This window comes from Janthinobacterium sp. GW460-12-1-14-LB5 (assembly GCF_059423585.1).
This window is the reverse complement of the sequence record NZ_JBWKYD010000012.1, coordinates 158325-184381: the sequence shown is the minus strand read 5'-3', so window position 1 is coordinate 184381 and position 26057 is coordinate 158325. Positions and strand designations below refer to the sequence as shown.

Here is a 26057-nt window from a genome sequence, read left to right as displayed (position 1 = left end):
CCACCAGTATGAGCATCATGAACAGAAACTCGGAAAAATTTACCCTCGCCGGCCATGCGGGCAGCATGGAAGGCTTGCTCGATTTCCCGGCAGACACTCCGCGCGGCATTGCCCTCGTTGCCCATCCACACCCGCTGTATGGCGGCACGATGGATAACAAGGTCACGCAAACCCTGGCGCGCGCGTTTGTCGCCCTCGGTTACGTGGTGGCGCGCATCAACTTCCGCGGCGTCGGCGCTTCCGAAGGCGTGCACGACCATGGCGTGGGCGAGACGGACGACATGCAGTTGCTGTATGAACACATGCGCGGCCTGTACCCGGGCTTGCCCGTGGCCTTGTCCGGTTTCTCGTTCGGCACCTTCGTGCAATCGAAACTGCAGGAGCGCCTGGCTGCCGCCGGCACGCCGGCCGAGCGCCTGGCGCTGATCGGCAGCGCGGCCGGCAAGTGGGCCATGGCCGACATTCCGGCCGATACCATCCTGATCCACGGCGAACTGGACGACACCATTCCCCTGTCCGCCGTCTTCGACTGGGCCCGTCCACAAGACATCCCCGTGATCGTGATCCCCGGCGCCGACCACTTTTTCCACCGCAAGCTCAACCACATCAAGAACCTCGTGATTGCGCTGTGGCATGGTGACAAACCCGCAATAGCAGCAGATGATCATTGAAGTGTGGGCTTACTAGCGCCTCCACGGCTATAATTGATCCGTTTTTTCCACGCGGCCACGTACGCAGCAACTGCGTGGCCCTCAGCCTTCATCTTTTTCGCAGACCAGCCTCCATGAAAAAACTTTTAGCGGCACTGGCCTCCAGTGTACTTTTCCTATCCGCCGCCCACGCCCAGCACGTTCCTGCACCGAGCATCGCCGCCAAATCCTGGCTGCTGCTCGACGCCACCAGTGGCCAGATCATTGCTTCGCAAGACCCGGACGCCCGCATCGAGCCGGCATCGCTGACCAAGATCATGACGGCCTACCTGACGTTTGCCGCCATCCGCGAAAAGAAACTGGCGCTGGATCAGAAAGTAAACGTGTCCGTGCGCGCATGGAAAGTCGATTCGAGCAGCTCGAAGATGTTCATCGACCCGGCCACGCCCGTCTCGATCGACGACTTGCTGCACGGCCTGATGATTCAATCGGGTAACGACGCCGCCGTGGCGCTGGCTGAAGCCGTTGCCGGCGACGAAGGCACCTTCGTCGTGCTGATGAACCGCGAAGCCCAGCGCATGGGGATGAAAAACACGCGTTTTGCCAATCCGCATGGCTTGCCGAGCCCGGATAACTTTTCCACGGCACAAGATCTGTCCGTGCTGGCCCAGCGCGTGATCGCCGACTATCCTGAATTCTATAAAATCGACTCCATCAAGAGTTTTACCTACAACAAGATTACCCAGCCTAACCGCAACCGCCTGCTGTGGCTGGACCCAACCGTCGATGGCATGAAGACGGGCCACACGGAAGCGGCCGGCTATTGCATGATCGCCTCGGCCCGCCGTCCAGGCGGCACGGGCGAGCGCCGTTTGATCTCCGTCATGCTGGGTACCTCGTCCGACCAGGCACGCACGCAGGAAAGCCAGAAGCTGCTGAACTGGGGCTTCCAGAACTTCGATACGGTCAAGCTGTACTCGAAGGGCCAGGCCGTGGCCACGCCGGAAGTGTGGAAAGGCTCGAAAGGCACCGTGAAAATCGGTTTCGCCCGCGACGTGCTCGTCACCGTACCAAAAGGCACGGCGGCCAAGATGAAACCTGTGCTGGAACGCAAGGACCCGCTGGTCGCGCCGCTGGCTGAAAACGCCCCGGTCGGCAAGCTGAAAATGATGGTCGACGACAAGGTTCTGCTGGAACTGCCGGTCGTGGCGCTGGAAACCATCAACCAGGCCACGATCTTCGGCCGCGCCTGGGATTCGATGCGCCTGTGGTTGAAATAAGCAGTCAGCACTCCCCATAAAAAATGCCCGCAGATGCTGCGGGCATTTTTTTCGTCTTGCGCTACGTCAAACTACTTCAGCGGCGCATCCTTCAGGTGCGGCTGGCGCGCCACGGGCGGGAAGGTGCCGTGGCGGCCAGCGGCAAACGTCGCTTCCGTCTGCGATGGCTCCACCGGCACGGACACCTTGCGCACCTTGGCCACCTGCGCCGCCGTCACGGGCGTGCCGCGGTTGCCCCAGCTGGTCTGGATGAAGGTCACCACCTGCGCAGTCTGCTCGTCATTGAAAATGTCGGCATACGGCGCCATCGTCAGCGCCGACGGCGCCGTGCGCGTGGCCGGCACGGCGCCGCCCGACAGCACGATGTTGATGGCCGAGGTGGGATCGTTCGTCTGCAGCACGGCATTGCCGGCCAGCGCAGGGAAAGCCTTGTCGTAGCCCTTGCCGTCGGAACGGTGGCAACCGGCGCAGCGGTCCAGGTACAGCTGCGCGCCCTGGGAGTTGACGATGCCGCTGAACAATTGCTTGCCCAGCTTGTCGTCGGCCACGAAGGCCGGCGTGGCCGGATTCGATGGCGGCAGGGACTTCAGGTATTTCGCCATCGCCGCCAGGTCGCCATCCGTCATGTGCTGCATGGAATGGGCCACCACGTCGTTCATGGCGCCGAACGAGGCCGTATGGCTGTTGCGGCCCGTTTTCAGGAATTCGGCGATCTCGGCCGCGCTCCAGCGCGCCAGGCCGCCGCCATGTTCATTGCGCAGCGAAGGCACGGACCAGCCGTCGATCACGCCGCCGCCCGCCAGGAAGGTGGTATTGTCCGCGTCCGTCAGCGATTTTTCCTGCATGCCCACGCCGCGCGCCGTGTGGCAGGCGCCGCAGTGGCCCAGGCCCTGCACCAGGTAGGCGCCGCGCAGCAATTGCGCATCGCCCGTCACTGGCACCTTGTAGGGCTGCGGCGTGGGGGCAAACGCCCAGCGCCAGATGGTCAGCGGAAAGCGCATCGACAGGGGCCACGGGATGTCGGCCGCCTTGTTCGGCGTCGGGTCCGCCTTCACGCCATGCATGAAATAGGCGTACAGCGCCTGCATGTCCGCCTCGCTCAGGCGCGAGTACGATGGATACGGCATGGCTGGATACACGGTATAGCCGTGTTTCGTCACGCCCGTGCGCATCAGCTTGTCGAAATCGGCAAAGCTCCAGTCGCCGATGCCGGCCTTCTTGTCGGGCGTGATGTTGGTGGAATACACCTTGCCGATTGGCGTTTCCATGCCCAGGCCGCCCGCGAACGGTTTACCCTGCGTGCCGGCCGTGTGGCAGGCGATGCAATCGCCGGCGCGGGCCAGGTATTCGCCCTGGCGTATCAGCTGGGCGTTCGGGGTGGTCGCGGTAGCCGACCAGGCAGTACTGGGGGTGATGGCGGCGAGCGCCAGCAGCAGCGCGCCCACTGTTTGGGTGAATGTGTTGTTCATCTTCTTGTTCTTTATCAAGCGACCAGGGGACGGGGATCTTGCAGGTATTGCTCGCGGATGGCCTTGGCCGACCAGTAGGTCAGCGCGCAAGCGAGGCCCGTCGGGTTGTAGCCGATGCCGACCGGGAACACGCTGGAGCCGACGGCAAACACGTTGTGCACGTCCCAGCTCTGCAGGTAGCGGTTGACGACGCTGGTCTTGCGGTCCGCACCCATGGCCGTGCCGCCCGCCCAGTGCGTGGTCTGGTAGTTGCGCAAGTCGAGGTGGTCGCCCACGCTCTTGACGGAGACCTTGATCGACTCGGGATTCATGGCCTCGGCCACCTTCATCATCTTGTCGGTGACGAAACGGCTCATCTTGATGTCGTTTTCCTTCCAGTCGAAGGTAAAGCGCAGCAATTGCTGGCCATACTTGTCCGTGTAGGTGGGGTCGAGGTCGACATAGCAGTCGCGGTAAGTCATGTTGGCGCCGTGGCAGTCGAACGAGACCGTGTTCAGATAGCTCTTCTTGACGGCCTTTTTCCAGGCCGAACCCCAGGCGGGCGTGCCGTCCGGCGTGGCGATGCCGGAAATGGGCTTCGAGCCGGCCGGGTTGCACCAGGCGGGCGAACCGCCGACAAAGCCCAGCGGGCCATGGTCGAAATTGTCGCCATTCCAGTCATCGAGCGCAACGCCCGTGCCGCCGGCGCCGATGAAGGGGTTCGTGTTCGTGTCTTCCTTGAAAAAGGTCTGGATGGTGGACATCATCTGGTAGGCGATATTGCGCCCCACCACGCCTTCATTGCTGACGGGGTCGTACGGCTTGCCGATGCCGGAGAGTAAAAACAGGTGCGCATTGTTGTAGGCAAACGCACTGGCGATGACCAGGTCGGCCGGCTGCTCGACGGCCTTGCCATCCGCATTGATATAGGTCACACCTGTTGCGCGTTTTTTACTGCCGTCGAGGTTGATGCGCACCACATTGCAGTTGGCGCGCAATTCAAAGTTCGCCACCATGCGCAGGGCCGGCATGATGTTGACGTTGGGCGAGGCCTTGGAATAGTTGTAGCAGGCGTAGCCGGAGCAGAAACCGCAGAAGTTGCACGGTCCCATCTGGCAGCCATACGGGTTCGTGTACGGGCCGGACGCGTTCGACGAGGCGTTGACGAAGGGGTGGTAGCCGACGGCCTTGGCCGCGCGGCGGAACAATTCTGCCGTGTACGGCACTTTTTGCGGCGCCAGCGCGTAATTGTCGGAGCGGTCGCCCTCGAACACATTGCCGTCGCCGACGACGATGCCGTTGACCTTGTACGCCTGGCCCGAGGTGCCGAAGACTTTTTCGACGAAATCGAAGTGCGGCTCCAGCTCGGCGTAAGTCACGCCAAAGTCCTGGATCGTCATGCCTTCGGGAATGAATTTCTTGCCGTAGCGGCGTTCGTAATGGCTGCGGATCTGCAGCTCTTCCGGCAGGACGCGCCAGTGCATGCCCGACCAGTGCAAGCCCGCGCCGCCCACGCCCGTGCCGGGTTTGAAGGCGCCGATCTGGCGATACGGCACGGCCACGCCCGTGATGCTGTGGCGGAAGGTGAACGTGCTTTTCGACATGTCCTGGAACAGCTTGCTGCGCTGGATGTAGGTCAGCTCGTCGAGGGTCTTTGGATAGGCGCCGTCGGGATAGGTGTCGCGGTATTCGCCCCGTTCCAGCGCGACCACGTTCAGGCCCGCTTCCGTCAATTCCTTGGCCATGATGGCGCCGGTCCAGCCGAAGCCGACAATCACGGCATCGACAGGCTTCATTTTTACATCGGGTTTGATATCACTCATGATGGTTTTTCTTTTTCTTTGATCTGCTACAAAAACGTTGCGGTTACAGGCTTAGGCAATCGACACAGGAGGAAGCGGGTATTTCTTGCCATACTGCTCGACCCAATCCATGTAGTCGGCGCGCGCGCCGGGGAAACCGACCATCTTCCAGGCCAGCATGTCCTTGTTACCACCGTGCACGGGGTCGCAAAAATAGCCTTCGCGCGTGTTTTGCAGCAACTGGTTGAAAAAGACTTTCGATGGCACTGCGCCGATGTCCAGAGTGCCCTTTTGCAATTGCGTGATGACGGCGTCGCGCTCGGCCGCGGCCAATTGCACGAAAGGCTTGCCGGACTGTTTCTGCACGGCAGCATTCACGCCGGCCAGGGCGCTCTGGTACAGCTCGCGCGGCGCCATGTGGAACTGGTAGCCGAACTGTTCGATCGAGGGCACGAACGGTCCCTGCATGTACCACAGCGCGCCATACGCGTAAGGCGTGTTCATCTGCGCATCGATGAATTCATGCGCGCCCGCTTCCAGCGCGCCCGGCCCTTCGCCGTCGGCCGGGATCAGCCGGTCGACCAGCGCCGTCAGGGTGGCCCATTCGGTGGCGTCGAAAAAGCGCGGTTTGTAGGCAGGCTGGTCTTTGGAGACGGCCATGGCCAGGCCGCCGCCGGCGCCGGCCAGCAAGGCCACGGCAGGCGCGGCGCCGACGGCCTTGCGCAGGAAGTTACGCCGATGGGGCGAAATCCCGATGATTTTCATAGGTTTTTCCTCAGGCGGCACGAGCCGCCACAGTGATGGATGTGGAAGTCAGAAAGAAAATGCGGACACGCGCCGCGCAGATGGCAGATTTCACGTAGAGATGGCTGGGGTATCGCGGCGCGGTGCATCCGCCTGCCGGTTAATTGATCAAGGTGATTGACAAGCGGTAGCTTTGCATTTACGGTGCGCATCGTACCATAATTAAAAGAAACATTCAGAGACAGGTTTAACGTGATCAAAAAAGAGGCAGCGGTGCGTGGCCGCCCGCGCAAGGCGGGCGTGGAAGATGCGGTACTGGAAGCCATCGTCCTGCTGGTCCGGCAACATGGACTGGAAGCGGTGACGATACAGATGGTGGCCGACGTGGCCGGCGTGGGGCGCCAGACGATCTACCGGCGCTGGCCGCGGCGCGAAGACATGCTGCTCGATGCGCTCGTCAAGCGCACGGCGGAAAAGCTGCAGCGCGCGCTCGACATGCCGGACGGCCAGGAAATCGAGGCGATCTGCGCGCGCATCTTCGACAACCTGAACGCCGACGGCCGCTTCACCTGCGATTTATTGGTGCTGATCCACGACGATGCGGCGGCGCAACTGCGCTTTCGCGAGCAGATCGTCGCGCCGTGGATTACCCTGGTGGTGCAGCGCCTGGTCAACATCGGCGTGCGCGCCGACCTCGACCTGCGCCTGTTCGCCTTCATGCTGCAATCGGCGCTCGTGTACCAGATGCAGCTGGGCGGCCAGCTCGACCTTGCCCTGCAAGAGCGGTGCTGCCGCTTTATCCGCAGCATGTTGTAGCTCTGGATATAATCGTGGCGTCACCTTCTTCGCCACCACCAGAAAGCCAGCCCATGAGCCATGTATTTCCCGCCAGCCTGCAAGCGCCGCGCAGCCGTTTAAGCGGCAACGGTCCCGAACTGTCGCGCATCGTCGCCGGCATGTGGCGCATCGGCGAGTGGAATATGTCGGCGCAGCAACGCCTGGCCTTCATCGAGCAATGCCTGGCGCTGGGCGTATCGAGTTTCGACCATGCCGATATCTATGGCGATTACAGCGCCGAAGGCCTGTTTGGCGAAGCGCTGGCCCTGCAGCCGGGCTTGCGCGACAAGATGGAACTGGTCAGCAAGTGCGGCATCAAGCTGCTGTCGCCGCACCGTCCCGGCCATGCCATCCAGCATTACGACACGAGCACGGCGCACATTACCGGTTCCGTGGAACACAGCTTGCGCCAGCTGCAGACGGACCGCCTGGACTTGCTGCTGATCCACCGCCCCGACCCGCTGATGGATTTCGACGAGATCGCCGGCGCGTTTACCCAGCTCAAGCAAGCGGGCAAGGTGCTGCACTTTGGCGTGTCGAACTTCAGCCGCCACCAGTTCGAGTGCCTGCACCGGCGCTTTCCGCTGGTAACAAATCAAGTGGAGTTTTCGCCGCTGCACGTGGCGCCCCTGTTCGACGAAACCTTCGACGGCTTGCAGGATCTGAAAGTGGCGCCGATGATCTGGTCGCCGCTGGCGGGCGGCCGCCTGTTTCAGGGCGGCGACGCGAATGTGGAGAATTTGCGCAATGTCATCAAGCAGATCGCCGACCAGCTGCAGCGCCCGTTTGCCAGCGTGGTGTTTGCCTGGATCATGCAACTGCCTTGCCGCCCGCTGCCGCTGACGGGCACGGGCCGCATCGAAGCCGTGGGCGTGGCCGTGGAAGGCACGCAGTTTACGCTCAGCCGCAGCGACTGGTTCGCCATCCTGCGCGCCGCGCGCGGGCACGAGGTGGCTTGAGATTAATCAATCTCGTCCGGGTCATTGAACACTTGCGGTAGCGCAATGCCGCGCCAGCCCAGATGCCACGCCAGGTTGAGCAGCAGGGTGGCGGCGATGTAGACGGCGAAGAACAGCGCAAAGAAGCTGGTCTTCAGCCACACCAGCAGGGCGATGGCGACGATCAGCACCAGCAGCGCGGCCAGGCTTTTCTTTTGCTTGGAGCTGGGGAAACGCAAGGTCGACACCATCAGGCTGCCCACGCCGACGAGCAGCAGCATCAGCAGATAGCTGTGCAGCATGGAATCGATGGGCGCCGGCCAGGCCACCACCACGGCCGCCACGCAGGCGGCACCGGCCGTGATCGGCATGCCGACGAAATACAGGGGGTCGGTATGCCCCACGTTCACATTGAAGCGCGCCAGGCGCATGGCACCGCAGGCAACAAAGAAGAAGCTGGCCATGCCGCCAAAGCGCAGCAGCAGCGGATCGTGCACGCCCATCAGTACAAAACCATAGCAATACAACAAGACGGCGGGGGCGCAGCCGAAATTCATCACGTCGGCGATGGAATCGAGCTGCACGCCGAACTGCGAACTGGTGTTCGTCAGGCGCGCCACATAGCCGTCGAGCGCGTCGAACACGCCGGCCAGCACCAGCAGCGCGGCGGCCAGGCGGTAGGCATCGGCGTCGCCCACTGCAGCGTTATCGACGGAAATGACGATGCTGGCAAAACCGCAGGCTATCGACAGCAAAGTCACCATGCTGGGCAAGGCATACTTGGCGCGCTGCAGGCGCGACTTGGGCAATGTGTTCAAATGTATGGGCAATCAAAGTAGCAGGAATGAGGCAGCGCAGCGGCAAACGCTGCGCTATGCGCATTCTACCCTGCGCAGCTGCGGCACCGTCTGCGCACGAGCGCGCGGCATATCTTTTCATGGATGCTCTATTGCGTATCAAAATACCTTAGAATCGTTTTACCGGGCAGCATGGCGCCCCCCCATCAGACAGGAGTCAGCTTGATTGCCTCGTTATCGCGTTGGACACACAGCCTCCCCACCCTCCTGATCGTAGCGCTGCTGAGCGCCTGCGGCGGCGGCGATAGCGGCGGCAATGCTTCGCCGGGCACCTCGACCCAGGCCGGACAGCTGACACAGGAGCCGGGCGCACCGGTTCTCAGCAACAATATCGCCACCGATGGTTTCAACTGGATCAATTACCGGCGCAGCCAGATCGGCCTGGCGCCGCTGGTGCGCAATAGTCTGATCGACAACGCGGCAGTCGGCCACTCCAACTATCTGAACATCAATAGCGTGGTGGTGCACAATCAAGTTAAAGGCAAACCCGGCTTTACCGGCGAAACGCTGTATGACCGCCTGAGCGCGTCACACTATGCCGTCACTTCCGTCTGGGGCGAAGTCATCGCGGGCGTGGCCACCAACTCCGGTTTCTACATGGCGGAAAGCCTGATCACGGCCGTGTATCACCGCTTCCTCATCTTTGAACCGATGTTCAAGGAAGGCGGCGCCGGTGCGGCCGTCAACAACAGCGGCTATGCCTACTTCACCACCGACCTGGCGGGCAATAGCCGCTACGGTCTCGGCTTGCCGGCCGGACAGGTCATCAGCTACCCTTTCAACGGGCAGACCAAGGTCGCCACCAGTTTTTCCAGCAATGAAGAGGAGCCCGATCCCGTGCCCAACCAGGACGTGGTCGGCTACCCCATCAGCGTCCATGCGAATTTCGATGCCACCCTCAGCGTGACGGCGTTCACCGTGCGCCAGCATGGCGCAGCGACGGACCTGACGGTACGCTTGCTCAGCAAGGAGACCGATGCCAGCAATACTTCGCGCTCGGTGGCCGCCATCATCCCGCTGGCCCCGCTGCTGGCGGCCACCACCTATGACGTGAGTTTCATCGGCAAAGTCAATGGCGCGGACGTCACGCGCAGCTGGTCCTTCACGACGCGTTAGTCTGGCAGCGTCTGCCAAGCGGACGCAGTAGCGAGGGCAACTGGATGTAAAATGGTGGATATTGCATGAATGCAATTGACAAGTTTTGGGGCTCTCTGCACACCAGGCATGCTGAAACCACACGCCACTTGCGATGATGATGCCGCCGTCGCGGCATCCGACATGGTCCGGATTCTCGACGTCGAGAACGGACTGGGCCGCATCATGGGCGACCGCATCCTGTACCTGAAAATCCTGCGCCGCTTCCTGCATGACCATGGCACCACGCCGTGCCAGATCCGCGCCGAATTCGACGCGGGCAACTATAGCTCCGCGCGCCTGAAGGCGCATACCCTGAAAGGCGCCGCCGGCATGATCGGTGCGCGCCACGTGCATGGCCTGGCGACAACCCTGGAGTCGGCACTGCGTGCGCAGGCGCCCGACCTGGACCAGCAGATACTGCAGCTGGAACTGGCGCAGGATCAATTGCTCGGCGCCGTCAGCAGCATGCTGGGCACGCCGGAGACCACCCACATGGCGGCGCAGGACATGGCACCCGATCCGGCCGCGCCCGCCATCCAGCTGCTGCTGGCGCGCCTGGCCAGCCATCTGCGCGAAGGCGACGGCGCGGCCATCGACATCCTCGAAAACTCGGCCAGCCTGCTGGCCGCCAGCCTGGGCGTGCACGTCTACCAGGAAGTGGCGGCCGCCGCGCACGAGTTCGATTTCGACGGCGCCCTCGCGGCGCTGCTGCGGCGCCGCTAGCAAGCACACACTCAAGGGTGGTATTGCGCCTCTTCCGCATATGCCACGCAACAACTCTTGCAACAGAAACGGCGCACGGCATCGAGCGGCTTGTCGCAGTACCAGCACGCGCCTTTCGGCGGCAAGGAGGCGATCAATTCCGGCATGGCAGGCAGTGGCCGCGCCACTACCTCATCCTCGCATTCCACGACATCCGGCTGTTTGCTGTCCATGGCGCTTCCTTTCCTAGCGGCACTTCAAGGCCGCTCAGCAAGATTACGTCATTAAAGTTGATGCGGTATGAGCATGCTCAATAGACCGCGCTCCCGCGGGATACATGGCAGCAAATGGCGCTATTCGCGGCGAGGCTGGGTTTGCACATTCGGCCCCACAAGATCGGCCCGTTCCATGCAGTAAGGCTCCCACGCTGTCTCCTGCCGCATGACGAAAGTCATATTGGCAAGACGCGCACCGTGCGCCTGGATGGCTTCCTTGCGCTGGGGTGTATTGACAAGCAAGGCCATCACTTGACCTACCTTGTCTTCATCCTCGGGGACCAACTCGCCAAGGCCAGCTAGGCATTCACTGCTGCGTATCGCCATCGAATGCGCATGTGACGATTCCCAGGATGTGGTTGCCAAAATAGCCGCCTGGTTGCTGATGGCAACATTTGCCATGCCCCGCAGAAGCCGGGCATCTCGCGAAAAATGCCGCAGCAGAAACAACTCGACATCATCGCGCACGCCATTATCATTGCTATCAATACCAGCAAGCGTTTGTTTGCCAGCAGCACCGGGATCAGGCGGTAGCACAGTGTCGATCGTCAATTGCAATGGCGCGGCAGCCAAAACCGCGATGGGAGAAACAAGCGCCAATGCAAAAAAAAACAATAGCGGTGCTACACGGGAATGAAGGATATGTCATAGAGACTCCAGGTTGGAAATTCCGACTATAAAACCGCCACACGGCAAGCTATTGCTTTTCCGCAATCAATATGAATTTGCTTGCGGATACAGAGCTGGCTGAAAACCACATCCAATAAATCATCAGGCGAAAATTCGCCCGCGATGCTCGACTGTTGCACCTGCGCCAGGCGCAGCTCTTCGGTGAACAGATCGAGCGCCGGTCTTTTCGCCGTTCGAGGTGTATGCAAAAAAACACCTCTGATACTTATTTCCGAAAGCTCCTGACGGCATCATTCGCATGCTCGTCGATGACTCTTTTGATTGCCGGCTGCTTGCCATATTTGACTGACAGCCGTTTCCACTGCCGCTGCGCCTGGCCGCACGATTGCTCGACGGCTTGCGTGATCTCGCGCTGGCGCGCCTTGTCGTTGTCATCCCATTCGCCGGCGAAGTGCTCGCACATCTGCGCATTTTCGACGAATTTCGCCACGTCTTGCGGCAACTTTTCCTGCGCGCCAGCCAGCAGGAGCAGGCAGGCGAACATGACGGCAAACAGCAGCTTCATCCGATTCTCCTTATTTGCCGATGCAGAAACGGCTGAAGATCACGCCCAGCAGATCGTCAGGCGAGAACTCGCCCGTGATGCTCGACAGCTGTACCTGCGCCAGGCGCAGTTCTTCGGCAAACAGATCGAGCGACTGGTCGTCCTGCGCCGCGTGTTCGGCGGCGATGTCCAGGTGCTTGCCAGCCGACTTAAGCGCGATCAAATGGCGCTCGCGCGCCAGGTACAGCGATTCGCCCGTCTGCTGCCAGCCGGCGATGCGCAGCAGCTCGGCGCGCAGCAGGTCGATGCCGATGTGCTCGTGGGCGGACAGGTACACGTGGGTGGCATCGGGCAGGCTATCCACGCCGGGCTTGTGGCCCGACAGGTCAATCTTGTTCCACACGCGCACCACGGGCACGCCTTCCGGGAAGGCGGCGACGATGGTTTCATCGGCCAAAGTCGGGCCATGATCTGCGTCAAGCAGGTGCAGGATCACGTCGGCCTTGCCGATCTCGCCCCACGTGCGCTCGATGCCGATGCGCTCGACGGCGTCGATGGTGTCGCCGGCGCTGCGGATGCCGGCCGTATCGATGATGTTGAGCGGAATGCCCTCGATCTGGATGGTTTCGCTGACCTTGTCGCGCGTGGTGCCGGCGATCGGCGTCACAATCGCCACATCGGCGCCCGCCAGCGCGTTCAGCAGCGACGATTTGCCCACGTTCGGCTGGCCCGCCAGCACCACGTTCAGGCCTTCGCGCAGCAGCGCGCCCTGCGCCGCTTGGGCAAACACTTTATTTAACGCTTCGATAACGGCTTTTAATTGACCGCGCGCATTCGATTTTTCCAGGAAATCGATCTCTTCTTCCGGAAAGTCCAGGGTCGCCTCAACCAGCATCCTTAAACCCGTCACCTGCTCCACCAGCGCGTGGATGGTGTTCGAAAACGCGCCCGACAGCGATTGCGAAGCGGACTTGGCGGCCGCTTCCGTCGAGGCGTCGATCAGGTCGGCCACGGCTTCGGCTTGCGCCAGATCAAGCTTGTCATTCAAAAACGCGCGGCGCGTGAATTCGCCCGGTTCTGCCAGGCGCAAGCCGCTGTCCTTGCCCGCTTCGAGCACGCGCGCCAGCAGCAGCTGCAGCACGATGGGGCCGCCATGGCCCTGCAATTCCAGCACGTCTTCGCCCGTGTACGAATGCGGGCCCTTGAAGTGGATGGCGATGCCCTGGTCGATGATGCTGCCATCGGCTTCCGTAAACGGCAGATAGGTGGCGTGGCGCGGTTTCAGCTGCTGCGCGCCGAACAGGGCCGTCATCAAAGGAGCGAGGTTTTTGCCGGAGGCGCGTACCACGCCGATGCCGCCGCGCCCGGGGGCAGTGGCGATGGCGGCGATAGGGGAAGAGTCGAGTTTCATGGCGTAATTGTAGTGTATTCGGGGAAGGCTGCAGGGGCTACGCTATTGTCAGCGACAAACCGGTGCACATGAAGGGGGCGCTCAGTGGAAATCCGACAAAACCCACTTTTTTTTGACATCGGACCCACTGGGTCCGATGTCAAAAAAAAGCCCGCGCTCGGCGGGCTTTCTGTTCGCTGGCCGGAATTACTTGACGGCTGGCGCGTATTTCTTGGTGATCACCCATTGCTGGCCGATCGACAGGACGTTGTTGACGACCCAGTAGAGTACCAAGCCAGACGGGAAGAAGAAGAACATCACCGAGAATGCCAATGGCATGAACAGCATCATCTTCGCTTGCATCGGATCGGCCGGGGCCGGGTTCAGCTTGGTCGTGATGAACATCGAGATCGCGTACAGCACGGGCAGGATGCACCATGGGTCATGCTGGGCCAGATCGGTGATCCAGCCGATCCATGGCGCGCCGCGGATTTCCACGGACGCGTTCAGCACCCAGTACAGGGCGATAAACACGGGCATCTGGATCAAAATCGGCAGGCAGCCGCCCAGCGGATTGATCTTTTCCGTCTTGTACAGCTCCATCGTCGCCTGGTTCATCTTTTGCGGATCGCCTTTGAAGCGTTCGCGGATCGCCTGCATCTTCGGCGTGACCAGTTTCATCTTGGCCATGCTGCGGTAGCCGGCGGCCGACAGCGGGAAGAACAGCAGCTTGATCAGGATCGTGAAGGCGATGATGGTCCAGCCCCAGTTACCGAGCACGCTGTGGATCTGTTCCATGACCCAGAACATCGGCTTGGCGATGATGGTCAGCCAGCCATAATCCTTGACCAGTTCCAGGCCAGGCGAGACGTTTTCCAGCAGGTGCGCGATTTGCGGACCCGAGTACAGCTTGCTGTCCATGCTGGCCGAGGCGCCTGGCGCCAGGGTCGGCAATGGCAGCACGTTGCCGATGGCGTACAGGTTGGGGCCGACCTTCTTCGTGAAGATGTCGCGCTTGGCGTTCTCAGGCGGCACGAAAGCCGACACGAAGAAGTGTTGCGAAATCGCAAACCAGCCGCCATTCGCCGTGGCCGGGTGCAGGCCCTTCATGGCGTTGTCGTTGCCCTTCTTCTCGTCTTCTGCCGCCGCTTTTTCGATTTTCTCGAACGTCAGCTTCTGGTACTTGTCTTGCGGCGTGTACAGGGTCGGGCCCGTAAAGCTGCTGTTGAAGAACGAATCGCCGACCGGCTTGTTGCCGTCATGCGTCAGTTGCAGGTACAGCTGCGGCGTGACAGGGGCCGCGCCCACGTTGGCCACGTCGTGGCGCACGTCGATGACGTAGTCGCCGCGCTTGAAGGTAAACGTCTTGGTCAGCTTGACGCCGCCTTCGACCGCTTCCATCACCAGTTGAATCTGCTTGCCATCGGTCAGGGTGCGTACGCCAGGCTGTACGGTGAAACCGCTCGCATGGGTAGGGAAGGGACCGCCGACCAGGCCCGATTGCGCCAGGTAAGTGTGGTTCGCGCCTTCGTCGAACAGCACTTCGTTTTGCTTGCCGTCGTCAGGCTGGCACCATTTGAACAGGCCGAAGCAGCCGCCAAACCAGCCCGGATTGCCCGCGCCCTTGAACTTCAGCAATTCCAGACGCTTGACCTGGCCGCCCAGGGTGTCGATGTCGACCTTGATGACGTCGGTGGTGATGGTAATCACTTCGCGCTTGAACGCGGCGGGATCGACCGCTTCACCCGGCAGGGCAGGCACGCCTGCCGCAGCTGGCAGGGCAGCCGTCTTGGCAGGGGTCGCAGGCGCCTTGGCGGTTTGTTCCGTGTTCGCGGAGAACATCGACGGCTTGCCGTTCGAGATCATCCATTCGTTCCAGAGGATTACCAGCGAGACGGAAAACACGATCCACAGGATGGTACGTTTATTGATATCCATTAGGGTATTTGTCAGGAGTGGTTGCAACCGCAAGCGGTCGTTGAAGATTGTTTGCCATCGGCCGGCGGCACCGGGTCGACGCCCCCTTCATTCCAGGGGTGGCAACGGCACAGGCGCTTGGCAGCCAGCAGGCTGCCCTTGGCCGTACCGTGCACGCGCAGCGCTTCCATCGCGTAATGCGAACAGCTCGGATAGAAACGGCAATTCTGTCCCAGCATGGGGCTGATCAGCAACTGATAAGCGCGCAGCAGGAACAGCAGCAGGGTTTTCATGGCGCGGATGGTGGTGGCGCAGCAACAGAACGGGCCTGGGCGGCGATTTGCGCCGCGAACAGGCGGCTCAACTCTTCACGCAGCTCGGCTTTGAGCTTGCTCGTGGTGGCCGGGCCATCCTTGCTGTTGACGGCGCGCGACAAACGCACCACGCAATCGACCGGCGGCATCGCGCTGTTGCGAAACAGCTCGCGCGTGACGCGCTTGATCGTGTTGCGGGTCGCCGCGCGCGGCGCGAAACGCTTGGCCACAACGACGCCCAGCCGCGCATGCGGCAATTGATTGTGTCGGGTGTACAGCACAAAATGCGCTGTTTTTTGCGAAGGGCGCAAACGAAAAACGGATGAAAATTCATCCGTTTTAACGATACGCCGAAAGCGCGCGAAGTCGTGTGAACCTTCGCGTTGATTGCCGACTGGAGTACAGCTAGCCACGCGATCAGCTGTCAACGACAAGCCTAGACGGCCAGACGTTTGCGGCCCTTTGCGCGACGTGCGTTGAGCACATCACGGCCACCACGGGTAGCCATACGAGCGCGGAAGCCGTGCGTACGCTTGCGGCGAACGACGGAAGGTTGGTAAGTACGTTTCATGTTGGTCTCGCTAAAAACAAAAAAAATGCAAAATCGGGTCTGACGTCCCGTCAGTTTTTGGTGCCAATGACAATCGCGCACTTATGCCAAGGCACAAGCTGGCCAATCTCATCGCCCGCTTAATCCACGCTTAGTCCATATTGTCGTTCCAAATGAATAAACACGGAATACGGGCGGGGAACCCTGAATTATTCAGCATATGCCCCCCTCTTGTCAAGGATTGCCGTGATCGCCTGGAAATTTGCGCGCCGCTCCCCATCTGCCGCCAAGCCCGCGCCAGCACTGCCTGTCACGGGATAACCGGGGGATAAGTCGCCTCTTATGCACATGGCGCCCCACCCCGCCACACAAAAATAAGCGTCGTGCCTGTGGATAACTTTGTCAGTCGGGAGTAGAATAGCGCGTTACGTGTGGCGAGCCCTCGCGCGACGCCGGCCTTGCAACACGGTGAACGCAGGGCAGAATCGATACGCCCTCCCACACCTTTTCACATAGACATACATGGATAATTTCTGGCAGGCCTGTTCCGCGCAGTTGGAACTGGAGCTGACACCGCAACAATTCAGTGCGTGGATCAAACCGCTTATCCCTCTCGATTACGAAGAGGGCAAGCTGCGCATTGCTGCGCCCAATCGCTTCAAGCTCGATTGGGTCAAGACCCAGTTCGCCAGCCGCATTACTGCCCTGGCCATTCAGTACTTCGAAGCGCCCACGGAAGTGCAGTTCGTGCTCGACCCGCGCCTGGCCCTGCCGAAGAAACCCGTCACCGCCAGCACCCCGGCCAGCGATCCGAATGGCGGCGCGCCCAGCGCGCGCCCGGCGGAGCCGCAGCCGAGCGTGCCGGAACTGAGCATCGGCGCCGCGCCGCGCCGCGAGCAGAGCCGCATCAACACCGACCTGACCTTCGACAGTTTCGTGACCGGCAAGGCCAACCAGCTGGCGCGCGCCGCCGCCATCCAGGTGGCGAACAATCCGGGCGTGTCGTATAACCCGCTGTTCTTCTACGGCGGCGTCGGCCTCGGTAAAACCCACTTGATCCACGCCATCGGCAATCAGGTGATGGCCGACAATCCGGGCGCAAAAATCCGCTACATCCACGCGGAACAGTACGTCCGCGACGTAGTGACCGCTTACCAGCGCAAGGGTTTCGACGATTTCAAGCACTACTATCACTCGCTCGACATGCTGCTGATCGATGATATCCAGTTCTTTGGCGGCAAGAGCCGCACGCAGGAAGAGTTTTTCTATGCGTTCGAGGCATTAATTGCCGCGAAGAAACAGATCATCATCACCTCGGATACCTATCCGAAGGAAATCACGGGCATGGACGACCGTTTGATCTCGCGCTTCGACTCGGGCCTGACGGTGGCCATCGAACCGCCGGAACTGGAAATGCGCGTGGCGATTCTGTTGAAAAAAGCCAAGCAGGAAGGCGTGACCTTCTCCGACGACGTGGCCTTCTTTGTCGCCAAGCACTTGCGTTCGAACGTGCGCGAGCTGGAAGGCGCGCTGCGCAAAATTCTGGCGTACTCGCGTTTCCATGGCAAAGATATAACGATCGATATCGTCAAGGAAGCCTTGAAGGACTTGCTGTCGGTGCAAAACCGCCAGATTTCCGTGGAAAACATCCAGAAAACGGTGGCCGACTTCTTCAATATCAAGGTTGCCGACATGTATTCGAAGCGCCGCCCCGCGAATATCGCCCGGCCGCGCCAGATCGCCATGTACCTGGCCAAGGAATTGACGCAGAAGAGCCTGCCGGAAATCGGCGAGCTGTTCGGCGGTCGCGACCACACCACGGTGCTGCATGCCGTGCGCAAGATCGCGCTGGACCGCACCAAGAATCCGGAATGCAACCATGAATTGCATGTGCTGGAACAAACCTTGAAGGGTTAAGAACACCTGACCAAACCTGCTGCGCGTCGCGCTTTGCGGCCTCCGATGCTCACTGTGCTAAAGCACAGCTCCGCGTCTCGGCCACAACTCACTGCCGCTCGCTACGGTTTTGTCAGGCGTTGCAAGCACGACTGGGCAAGGCTGGCTCAAAACGTGCTTTACCCTTATTATCTGGGAGGGCGCCGCAGCCGGTCTGTCGGGGCTCCCTATGGCAAGAATTGTTAAATTAATACGTTAAACGTCGTACTGTTCAACTTATACATTGAGGATAAATATGCAATTGGTCAAAACCACCCGAGATACCCTTCTCCGGCCACTGCAGATCGTGAGCGGTATTGTCGAGCGTCGGCACACTATGCCGATTCTGGCCAATATCCTCATCCGCAAAGACGGTGAAAATGTCTCCTTCCTGTCGACCGACACCGAAGTGCAGATCACCACGCACGCGGAAATCGGTTCCGGCGCGGACGTCACCGGCACCACCGTGGCCGCGCGCAAGCTGCTGGACATTTTGCGCGCCCTGCCCGAATCGGGCGACGTCACGATGACCCTGCTCAACAAGCGCCTGACCGTGCAAACGGGCAAGTCGCGCTTCGCGCTGCAAACCCTGGCGGCGGAAGAGTTTCCAACCGTGCAACAAGCGGAAAGCTACAACGCGTCCGTCACCCTGCCCCAGAAAACCCTGAAGCACCTGTTCAACATGGTGCATTTCTCGATGGCGCAGCAAGACATCCGCTATTACCTGAACGGCTTGCTGCTGGTTCTGGATGGAAATAATGTCATCGCCGTGGCCACCGACGGCCACCGCCTGGCGTTTTGCCAAGTGGCTACCGAGCAGACGTTTGCGCGCCAGGAAGTGATTATTCCGCGCAAGACCATCATCGAACTGCAGCGCCTGCTGGAAGAGAACGATGAGCCGGTGCAGCTGGACATCGCCGCCAACCAGGTGAAACTGACCTTTGCCGACATCGAGCTGATCTCGAAGCTGGTGGAAGGCAAGTTCCCCGACTACACGCGCGTGATTCCCAAAGGCTACAAGAACGACTTCACCATCGGCCGCGATGAACTGCTGCGCTCGCTGCAACGTGCCGCCATCATGACCAGCGACAAGTTCAAGGGCGTGCGCTGCATCATCACCCCGGGCAGCATGAAGATCAGTTCGACCAATGCGGACCAGGAAGAAGCCGTCGAAGAGCTGGAAATCGACTACGGCGGCGATTCCGTCGACATCGGCTTCAACGTGACGTATCTGCTGGACGTGCTGAACAACCTGAAATGCGAATACGTCAACATCGCCCTGGGCGACTCGAACTCGTCCGCCCTGATCTCCATCCCGGACAATGCCGACTTCAAGTATGTCGTCATGCCGATGCGCATTTAAGAACGGGGTCGGACCCTCTGGGTCTGACCCCGGCATTTCGCCGTTGGGTTGAAATGCGATATCACGCAATCAAGAAACCCAATGAAAAGCTGGGGTCAGACCCAACAGGGTCTGACCCCGGAACAGTACTAGTTAATTGAGAAAGCAGTCCATGTCCGAGAATCCACAAGACACCCCGATCCAGGCCAAAACGGAAGAATACGGCGCCTCCTCCATCCAGATCCTGGAAGGCCTGGAAGCCGTACGCAAACGCCCGGGCATGTACATTGGCGACACCTCGGACGGCACCGGCCTGCACCATCTGGTATTCGAAGTGCTGGACAACTCGATCGATGAATCGCTGGCCGGCCATTGCACGGAAATCCACGTCACCATCCACAGCGACAATTCGATCTCGATCACCGACAATGGCCGCGGCGTGCCGACCGGCCTGAAAATGGACGACAAGCACGATCCGAAGCGTTCGGCGGCCGAAATCGTCATGACCGAGCTGCACGCGGGCGGCAAGTTCGACCAGAACTCGTATAAAGTATCGGGCGGTTTGCACGGCGTGGGTGTGTCCTGCGTCAATGGCCTGTCGAAATTGCTGAAACTGACCATCCGCCGCGACGGCAAGGTCCATTACATGGAATTCGTGCGCGGCGTGCCGCAAGACCGCCAGATCGTCATGGCGGGGGACGTCGCGACGTCGCCGATCAAGGTCATCGGCGAGACGGACAAGCGCGGCACGGAGGTGCACTTCTGGGCCGACGAAGAGATTTTCACGCACGTGGAATTCCACTACGAAATCCTGGCCAAGCGCATCCGCGAACTGTCCTTCCTGAACAACGGCGTCAACATCAAGTTGTCGGACCAGCGCACGGGCAAGGAAGAAGTCTTCGCCTTCGAAGGCGGCACGCGCGGCTTCGTCGAATACATCAACAAGGCCAAGTCGGTCTTGCACCCGACCATTTTCCAGGCCACGGGCGAGCGCCTGTCGGACCAGGGCACGAACATCACGGTTGACGTGTCGATGCAGTGGAACGATGCCTACAATGAACAGGTGCTGTGCTTTACGAATAACATCCCGCAACGCGACGGCGGCACCCACCTGACGGGCTTGCGCGCGGCCATGACGCGCGTGATCAATAAATACATCGACGAGCAGGAATTCGCCAAGAAGGCGAAAGTGGAAATCAATGGCGACGACATGCGCGAAGGCCTGACCTGCGTCTTGTCCGTGAAAGTGCCGGAACCGAAATTCTCGTCGCAGACGAAAGACAAGCTGGTATCGAGCGAAGTGCGCGGCCCCGTCGAAGAGATCGTCGCCAAGACCCTGGCAGATTACCTGCAAGAAAAACCAAACGACGCCAAGATCATTTGCGGCAAGATCGTCGAAGCGGCACGCGCCCGTGAAGCGGCCCGCAAGGCCCGCGACTTGACGCGCCGCAAAGGCATCATGGACGGCCTGGGCCTGTCGGCCAAGCTGGCCGACTGCCAGGAAAAAGACCCCGCCCTGTCCGAACTGTACATCGTCGAGGGTGACTCGGCAGGTGGCTCGGCAAAACAGGGGCGCGACCGCAAGTTCCAGGCCATTTTGCCGCTGCGCGGTAAAGTCTTGAACGTGGAAAAAGCCCGTTTCGAGAAAATGTTGTCGTCCGAGCAGATCACCACCCTGATCGCCACCCTGGGCACCTCGATCGGACCGGACGAATTCAACGTCGAGAAACTGCGCTACCACCGCATCATCATCATGACCGATGCGGACGTCGACGGCGCCCACATCCGCACCCTGCTGCTGACCCTGTTCTACCGCCAGATGCCGCAACTGGTCGAGCGCGGCCACATCTACATCGCGCAACCGCCGCTGTACAAGGTGAAAGCGGGACGCGACGAGCGCTATCTGAAAGATGACGCCGAAGAAGCGAGCTACATGATGACGGTGGCGCTGAACACGGCCGTGCTGGTGCCGCGCGAAGGCGCGGAAGGCATTTCCGGCGAGACATTGGCCGAACTGGTGCGCAAGTTCAACCTGTCGAACACCATCATGACGCGTTTGACCCGCGTCATCGACCGCGCCGCCCTGACGGCCATCATGACGGGCACGCAGCTGGACCTGTCGACCCTGGAACAGGCGGAAAAATCCGCGCTGGCCCTGCAGACGGCCATCAACGATACCGCCGTGCACGTGCACGTGCGTTCCGACGACCTGTCGGAAAAACACATGCTGCGCATCGAGCGCATGCACCACGGCAACGTCAAAGTCAGCGCCATCGACGCCGACTTCGTGCAAGGTCCGGACTACGCCGTGCTGAGCAACGGCGCCGCCACCTTCGAAGGCTTGATCGGCGAAGGCGCGTTCGTGCGCCGCGGCGAAGGCGAGCGCGTCAAGGAAATCGCCGTGGTCGACTTCCACCAGGCCATGCAATGGCTGCGCGACGAAGCCGAACGCACCGTCTCGAAACAGCGCTACAAAGGTCTGGGCGAAATGAACCCGGAGCAGCTGTGGGAAACCACGATGGACCCGACCGTGCGCCGCCTGTTGAAAGTGCAGATCGAAGACGCGATTGCGGCGGATCAGATCTTCACGACCTTGATGGGCGACGACGTGGAACCACGCAGGGCGTTTATTGAGAATAATGCGTTGCGTGCGGGGAATATTGACGTTTAAGCGTCACGCTTGCATCAAATGAAAAAGCCAGGCTTCTCAGCCTGGCTTTTTTGCATCTTGCTGCGCTATTTCAAGCCTTTACCGTACGGGCACGGCGGGGTTTGGCTACTTCAGCCGCCCGGCTGGCAGCGAGACGTGCCAGCAATTCCGATGCCGGCTCGTCGGCAGGATCTTGCGGTACAAGTTCACCGCGGAAGGCTTTGGCCAGCAGGGCTGGCGTCAGGCGATCAACGGCGGTGCAAGCGGTAGCCAGGCGGGCTTCAAGGCGATCGGCAAAGGCGAAAAGTGTTTCAATTCGACGTATTAATTCTCTTTGCTCATCAATTTGTGGCAATGGAATTGGCAATGAATTACATGCTGTTTTATTTAAATATGAAACTGTCGTAGAAGTAGAAATATCATCGTAATATTCTTTATTTGCTCGGATTACATATGCCAAAAACTTCGAAAGAACATATCTGTTTGGCAAAAAGGCGTGGAGCTGCTGATTAATTATAGACGCTTCATCGAGAACCGCCGAAAGACCAAGTCTGCCGATACAAGTCATTACAACGCTATTAACAGGGATAATCTTTGCAGAAAATTCTTTTGCTTCACTTTCAGTCAAACCACTTTCCACATTTTCATAATTTATAAATATACTATTATCATCAACGTGCTGCGTCAATAGCCAATGAAAATTTCCGCCAAATGATTTAGGCTTAGTACGATTCGGAACAATACAGGCACAAATGGAACCAATGCGAACTATTGGCCAGGCGCAATCATTAGTGATTGCGATAAATTTCTCCTCTTCTGTTATTTTAGGTGCGCGATCATTTCTTTTCCCAAAATTTCCTGCAGTTATTCCATCAATAAATAATTCCTCAATAACATTATTTACATCAACTAGGGTTTGCGAATGTTTGATTCGCCATTCATACGTCAATCTACCAGAAATGGCGCTGACAAGTACCGACTGCCGAAAGCGTTTGAGAATTTTCTGGATGTTGCTCAACCTTTTTTGGCATATATCAACACGGGAGAGTACCGAATCAAGCTTGACGGAAATGCGTTTTTGCTCATTTGATGGGGCCAATGGAATTTTTATATTTTTAATATCATCAAGTCGAATTCCCTTAACCGTTGTTCCCGCCCCAAGCTCCATGAGAACATTCGATTTTGAGCGCCAGAAATACTCAAAATATGTTTTATCTATATCAGCAAATGGAAACAAAGCCTTCAAATCTTGATTAATCGCAGTTGAAACCGTTGCTCGAACAATCTTTCCAAGCGACATACGCGTAGCAACTATAAGGGTATCCGCTGGCACAAGAGTAGTCGCACTAGCAGTTATCGCTTCTTCTGAAATATGATCAATCGTATCTGAGAGGAAACGTTTTTTCATATCTTTTACAGTCATGAATGGTATGTCACCTTTAAAGAAAGAGGAATTCGCTTTTGATGGCGTTCCACCTCCTACAATATTTTCGAGTACATTTTCTAGCTTTGTCTCTACCCAATTTCCTGGAAATTTTTTCACTGTACTATCTCCTCGCCCAGTGCGAGCAAAATTTCTTGTAGCTCAAGGGAAACAGCCTCCAATTCGTCCATAGCCTCTCGGACCAACATTGATGGTTCTGGCAAATCATCAGTGCTTTCAATGCTGTCATCCTTCAACCACATAATATCCAAACTATCATTACGCTCGGCAATCACGGCGCGGCTAAAGCTGCGGAAACGCCCGCTCTCTCCCTGATCCGTCCGCGCGGCGATGGCATGTGGGTCGGTGCCATAAGCGGCTTCGAAGTCGGCGAAGTGGGCGCGGGTAAATGGCGTGCGCTTGCCGAATTTCGGCATGTTGGCGCGCATGTCGTAGACCCAGACGTTCTTGGTGCTGCCCACGTTGTTGTTACTGATCTTGGTAAAGAACAGCACATTGGTCTTCACGCCCTGCGCATAGAAGATGCCGGTCGGCAGGCGCAAGATGGTGTGCAAATTGCACTTGTCCATCAGGTCGCGCCGGATATCGGCGCCCACGCCGCTTTCGAACAAGACGTTGTCGGGCAAGACGACTGCGGCCCGGCCACCATCCTTCAAGCCACGGTAGATATGTTGCAAAAAGGCCAGTTGCTTGTTGCCAGTTGAAAAACTCAAGTCTTCGCGCGTGGGGGCACCGCCGCCCTTGGCCGTGCCGAAGGGCGGATTACTGAGGATGACGTCGACTTTCGGCAAGCTCGTGCCAGCGCTGCCCAAGGTGTTGCCAAGGTGAACCACGCCTTCGTCATCGCCTTCCATGCCATGCAACAGGCAATTCATGAGGGCCAGGCGGCGCGTGCCCGATACCAGTTCCATGCCCACGTAGGCCCTGTTACGCTGGAAGTTACGTTGCTTTTCCGTTAAGTCATACAAATCATCGGTCTGGCTGCGGATATACGCGTCAGCCGCGATCAGGAAGCCGGCCGTGCCGGCTGCGGGATCCTGGATGGTTTCGCCGGCCTTGGGCTTGATCAAATGGATGATGCTGTCAATCAAGGGGCGCGGCGTAAAGTACTGGCCGGCGCCGGATTTGGTTTCGCTGGCATTTTTTTCCAGCAAGCCCTCGTACAGGTCACCCAGTCCATCGCGCTTGGCGCTGAACCAGTCGATGCCGTCCAGGCTCTTGATCAGCTGCTCCAGGTGACGCGGTTCCTTGAGGCGGGTCTGTGCATCGGCATAGATGGCCGAGATCAAGGGATCGGTACTGACGCTCAAATCCAACAAGGTCTTGCGGTAATGATTGAGCAGGTTCAGGCCGGACAAGCCCGACAGCGTTTGCCAGCGTGCATATTCCGGCAGCTTATGCTGCTGCAAGATGCCGCTTTCCGTGGTTTCATGCTCCATCTTGATAAACAGCAATAGCACCAGTTCCGTCACGTAATCGGAATAGTTGATGCCATCGTCGCGCAGCACGTCGCAGAGGTTCCAGAGTTTCTGGACAATATCGTTGTTGTTCATTAGCTTGTTTCCTGATTCAAAATGTTAATGTAAGCACCGTAGGCATACACGCGGTTGCGTTTTTGGCCGGTTACTTCCTGCACCATGCCCAGCGTACCTGCCATGGCATCGAGCGCCTTGCCCACCGTCGCGGCGGTCAAGCCGGTGGTCGTGCTCAAGGCGGCAATATTCAAGATGGGATGCGCAAACAGCGCATCAAGGATTTGCCTGGCCGACCCCGCCAAGCGCCCCAGTTCCGCCAGCCTTGCCTTGTCTTGCGCCAACAGTTGCGTCAGCGCCTGGGCCATGCTGACGGCCTGATTGGCGGTGGCGGCGATGGCATCGGCAAAGAACAGCAGCCATGCTTCCCAATTGCCGCTAGTGCGTACCTGTTGCAGCAAACTGTAGTAGGTTGCACGATGCTGTTTGAAAAATACGGACAGATACAGCAGCGGTTCCTGCAAAATACGGGCTTCCACCAGTATCAGCGGTATCAGCATGCGGCCGAGACGGCCATTGCCATCCAGAAACGGATGAATGGTTTCAAATTGCACATGCGACAATGCCGCCTTGATAAGGGCGGCAGTCGGCTGCGGCACGTCATTGATGAAGTTTTCCAGTGCAGCCCAGCAGTCAGCGAGCTGGTTGGCAGGCGGTGGCACGAACGTTGCCTCGTCGGCGCGATGGCCACCGATCCACACCTGATTGCGGCGAAATTCGCCAGGGCTGCGCTGCACGCCCCTGCCCGACGTCATCAGCACTTGATGCATTTCCGTCAGTAATCGAAAACTGATGGGCTGCCCTTGCCGTATCCGTTCCACACCCAGCGACATCGCCTTGACGTAGCACGAGACCTCTTGCACATCATCGAGCGGCACGCCAGGCTGTCCTTCTATCTCATACAGCATCAGGTCGCTGAGCGACGATTGCGTGCCCTCAATTTGCGAAGACATGACGGCTTCCTTGCGCACGTAGCTGTACAGAAACAGTCGTGCATCGGGCAAGAGGGTACTGATCGCATCGAGTCGTCCCAGTGCGATCAAGGCTTCATCCAGGCGGTTTTGCAGCTTGCCGTTCAAGTCCAATGCCGGCATGGGTGGCAGTGGCAATGGCACAAAGGCCTGGCACGCCACACCGCC

25 protein-coding genes are annotated in these 26057 nt (G+C 59.3%); 9 read left to right on the top strand and 16 right to left on the bottom strand.

What is annotated here, in order from left to right; genetic code table 11:
• Window positions 1-17: 17 nt before the first annotated feature.
• Window positions 18-671, top strand: a complete 654-nt coding sequence (locus AC07X6_RS14710) for an alpha/beta hydrolase (RefSeq protein WP_305057616.1) — start codon at window positions 18-20, stop codon at window positions 669-671.
• Between the two features lie 113 nt (window positions 672-784).
• Window positions 785-1930, top strand: coding sequence for a D-alanyl-D-alanine carboxypeptidase family protein (locus tag AC07X6_RS14705; protein WP_230542073.1), 1146 nt, complete (start codon window positions 785-787; stop codon window positions 1928-1930).
• A 71-nt stretch (window positions 1931-2001) separates the two neighbouring features.
• Here the strand turns inward: AC07X6_RS14705 and AC07X6_RS14700 are convergent, their stop codons facing one another.
• From AC07X6_RS14700 to AC07X6_RS14690, 3 genes are read right to left on the bottom strand one after another with little or no spacing between them, the layout of a single operon-like run.
• Window positions 2002-3399, bottom strand: coding sequence for a cytochrome c (locus AC07X6_RS14700; protein WP_494791438.1), 1398 nt, complete (start codon window positions 3397-3399; stop codon window positions 2002-2004).
• A gap of 14 nt (window positions 3400-3413) precedes the next feature.
• The gene (locus tag AC07X6_RS14695; protein ID WP_494791437.1) at window positions 3414-5201 is read right to left on the bottom strand and encodes a GMC family oxidoreductase; all 1788 of its coding nucleotides are present in this window, start codon (window positions 5199-5201) and stop codon (window positions 3414-3416) included.
• A gap of 51 nt (window positions 5202-5252) precedes the next feature.
• Window positions 5253-5945, bottom strand: a complete 693-nt coding sequence (locus tag AC07X6_RS14690; RefSeq protein WP_494791436.1) for a gluconate 2-dehydrogenase subunit 3 family protein — start codon at window positions 5943-5945, stop codon at window positions 5253-5255.
• Window positions 5946-6176: 231 nt separating this feature from the next.
• On the opposite strand from AC07X6_RS14690, the gene AC07X6_RS14685 reads away from it, so the two are divergent.
• Both AC07X6_RS14685 and AC07X6_RS14680 read left to right on the top strand, forming a co-directional pair.
• Window positions 6177-6740 carry a TetR/AcrR family transcriptional regulator gene (locus tag AC07X6_RS14685; protein WP_494791435.1) on the top strand — a complete coding sequence of 188 codons (564 nt, stop codon included), beginning with the start codon at window positions 6177-6179 and terminating at the stop codon, window positions 6738-6740.
• A gap of 53 nt (window positions 6741-6793) precedes the next feature.
• A complete protein-coding gene (locus AC07X6_RS14680; protein WP_494791434.1) occupies window positions 6794-7720 on the top strand; it encodes an aldo/keto reductase in 927 nt (308 codons plus the stop codon).
• Between the two features lie 2 nt (window positions 7721-7722).
• Here the strand turns inward: AC07X6_RS14680 and pssA are convergent, their stop codons facing one another.
• Complete coding sequence (gene pssA, locus AC07X6_RS14675) at window positions 7723-8463, bottom strand: CDP-diacylglycerol--serine O-phosphatidyltransferase (protein ID WP_494791447.1); 741 nt, start codon at window positions 8461-8463, stop codon at window positions 7723-7725.
• Window positions 8464-8718: 255 nt separating this feature from the next.
• On the opposite strand from pssA, the gene AC07X6_RS14670 reads away from it, so the two are divergent.
• Together AC07X6_RS14670 and AC07X6_RS14665 are read left to right on the top strand one after the other, a co-directional pair.
• Window positions 8719-9672, top strand: coding sequence for a CAP domain-containing protein (locus tag AC07X6_RS14670; protein ID WP_494791433.1), 954 nt, complete (start codon window positions 8719-8721; stop codon window positions 9670-9672).
• A 108-nt stretch (window positions 9673-9780) separates the two neighbouring features.
• Window positions 9781-10416 (top strand): Hpt domain-containing protein, encoded by a 636-nt coding sequence (locus AC07X6_RS14665; protein ID WP_494791432.1) that lies wholly within the window; start codon window positions 9781-9783, stop codon window positions 10414-10416.
• Between the two features lie 11 nt (window positions 10417-10427).
• Here the strand turns inward: AC07X6_RS14665 and AC07X6_RS14660 are convergent, their stop codons facing one another.
• From AC07X6_RS14660 to rpmH, 9 genes are all read right to left on the bottom strand, one after another.
• Window positions 10428-10628, bottom strand: a complete 201-nt coding sequence (locus AC07X6_RS14660) for a hypothetical protein (RefSeq protein ID WP_230542079.1) — start codon at window positions 10626-10628, stop codon at window positions 10428-10430.
• A gap of 120 nt (window positions 10629-10748) precedes the next feature.
• A complete protein-coding gene (locus tag AC07X6_RS14655) occupies window positions 10749-11285 on the bottom strand; it encodes a hypothetical protein (RefSeq protein WP_494791431.1) in 537 nt (178 codons plus the stop codon).
• 59 nt (window positions 11286-11344) lie between these two features.
• Complete coding sequence (locus AC07X6_RS14650; protein ID WP_494791430.1) at window positions 11345-11548, bottom strand: hypothetical protein; 204 nt, start codon at window positions 11546-11548, stop codon at window positions 11345-11347.
• 17 nt (window positions 11549-11565) lie between these two features.
• Window positions 11566-11865, bottom strand: coding sequence for a hypothetical protein (locus AC07X6_RS14645; protein ID WP_494791429.1), 300 nt, complete (start codon window positions 11863-11865; stop codon window positions 11566-11568).
• Between the two features lie 10 nt (window positions 11866-11875).
• Entirely contained in the window at window positions 11876-13255 is a 1380-nt protein-coding gene (gene mnmE / locus AC07X6_RS14640; RefSeq protein WP_494791428.1) for a tRNA uridine-5-carboxymethylaminomethyl(34) synthesis GTPase MnmE, read from the bottom strand.
• A gap of 186 nt (window positions 13256-13441) precedes the next feature.
• Window positions 13442-15172: a membrane protein insertase YidC gene (gene yidC / locus AC07X6_RS14635; protein WP_230542084.1), complete on the bottom strand. Its 1731-nt coding sequence runs from the start codon at window positions 15170-15172 to the stop codon at window positions 13442-13444.
• Between the two features lie 11 nt (window positions 15173-15183).
• Window positions 15184-15444, bottom strand: coding sequence for a membrane protein insertion efficiency factor YidD (gene yidD / locus AC07X6_RS14630; RefSeq protein ID WP_034754335.1), 261 nt, complete (start codon window positions 15442-15444; stop codon window positions 15184-15186).
• The gene (gene rnpA / locus AC07X6_RS14625; protein ID WP_071650299.1) at window positions 15441-15878 is read right to left on the bottom strand and encodes a ribonuclease P protein component; all 438 of its coding nucleotides are present in this window, start codon (window positions 15876-15878) and stop codon (window positions 15441-15443) included. The genes yidD and rnpA overlap by 4 nt, the downstream gene beginning before the upstream one ends.
• Before the next feature lie 23 nt (window positions 15879-15901).
• Complete coding sequence (gene rpmH / locus AC07X6_RS14620; RefSeq protein ID WP_010401996.1) at window positions 15902-16036, bottom strand: 50S ribosomal protein L34; 135 nt, start codon at window positions 16034-16036, stop codon at window positions 15902-15904.
• 501 nt (window positions 16037-16537) lie between these two features.
• Between rpmH and dnaA the strand changes: the two genes are divergently transcribed.
• The 3 genes from dnaA to gyrB all read left to right on the top strand — a co-directional run bounded on the left by dnaA (window position 16538) and on the right by gyrB (window position 21963).
• The gene (gene dnaA, locus AC07X6_RS14615) at window positions 16538-17932 is read left to right on the top strand and encodes a chromosomal replication initiator protein DnaA (RefSeq protein ID WP_070224767.1); all 1395 of its coding nucleotides are present in this window, start codon (window positions 16538-16540) and stop codon (window positions 17930-17932) included.
• A gap of 274 nt (window positions 17933-18206) precedes the next feature.
• Window positions 18207-19313 carry a DNA polymerase III subunit beta gene (gene dnaN, locus AC07X6_RS14610; protein WP_034754341.1) on the top strand — a complete coding sequence of 369 codons (1107 nt, stop codon included), beginning with the start codon at window positions 18207-18209 and terminating at the stop codon, window positions 19311-19313.
• A gap of 151 nt (window positions 19314-19464) precedes the next feature.
• Entirely contained in the window at window positions 19465-21963 is a 2499-nt protein-coding gene (gene gyrB, locus AC07X6_RS14605; protein ID WP_494791427.1) for a DNA topoisomerase (ATP-hydrolyzing) subunit B, read from the top strand.
• Window positions 21964-22033: 70 nt separating this feature from the next.
• Here the strand turns inward: gyrB and AC07X6_RS14600 are convergent, their stop codons facing one another.
• From AC07X6_RS14600 to AC07X6_RS14590, 3 genes are read right to left on the bottom strand one after another with little or no spacing between them, the layout of a single operon-like run.
• A complete protein-coding gene (locus AC07X6_RS14600; protein WP_494791426.1) occupies window positions 22034-23485 on the bottom strand; it encodes a restriction endonuclease subunit S in 1452 nt (483 codons plus the stop codon).
• Window positions 23482-24939, bottom strand: a complete 1458-nt coding sequence (locus AC07X6_RS14595) for a class I SAM-dependent DNA methyltransferase (protein ID WP_494791425.1) — start codon at window positions 24937-24939, stop codon at window positions 23482-23484. The genes AC07X6_RS14600 and AC07X6_RS14595 overlap by 4 nt, the downstream gene beginning before the upstream one ends.
• Window positions 24939-26012 (bottom strand): Fic family protein, encoded by a 1074-nt coding sequence (locus AC07X6_RS14590; protein WP_494791424.1) that lies wholly within the window; start codon window positions 26010-26012, stop codon window positions 24939-24941. Before AC07X6_RS14590 ends, AC07X6_RS14595 begins: the two co-directional genes overlap by 1 nt.
• Window positions 26013-26057: the final 45 nt, after the last annotated feature.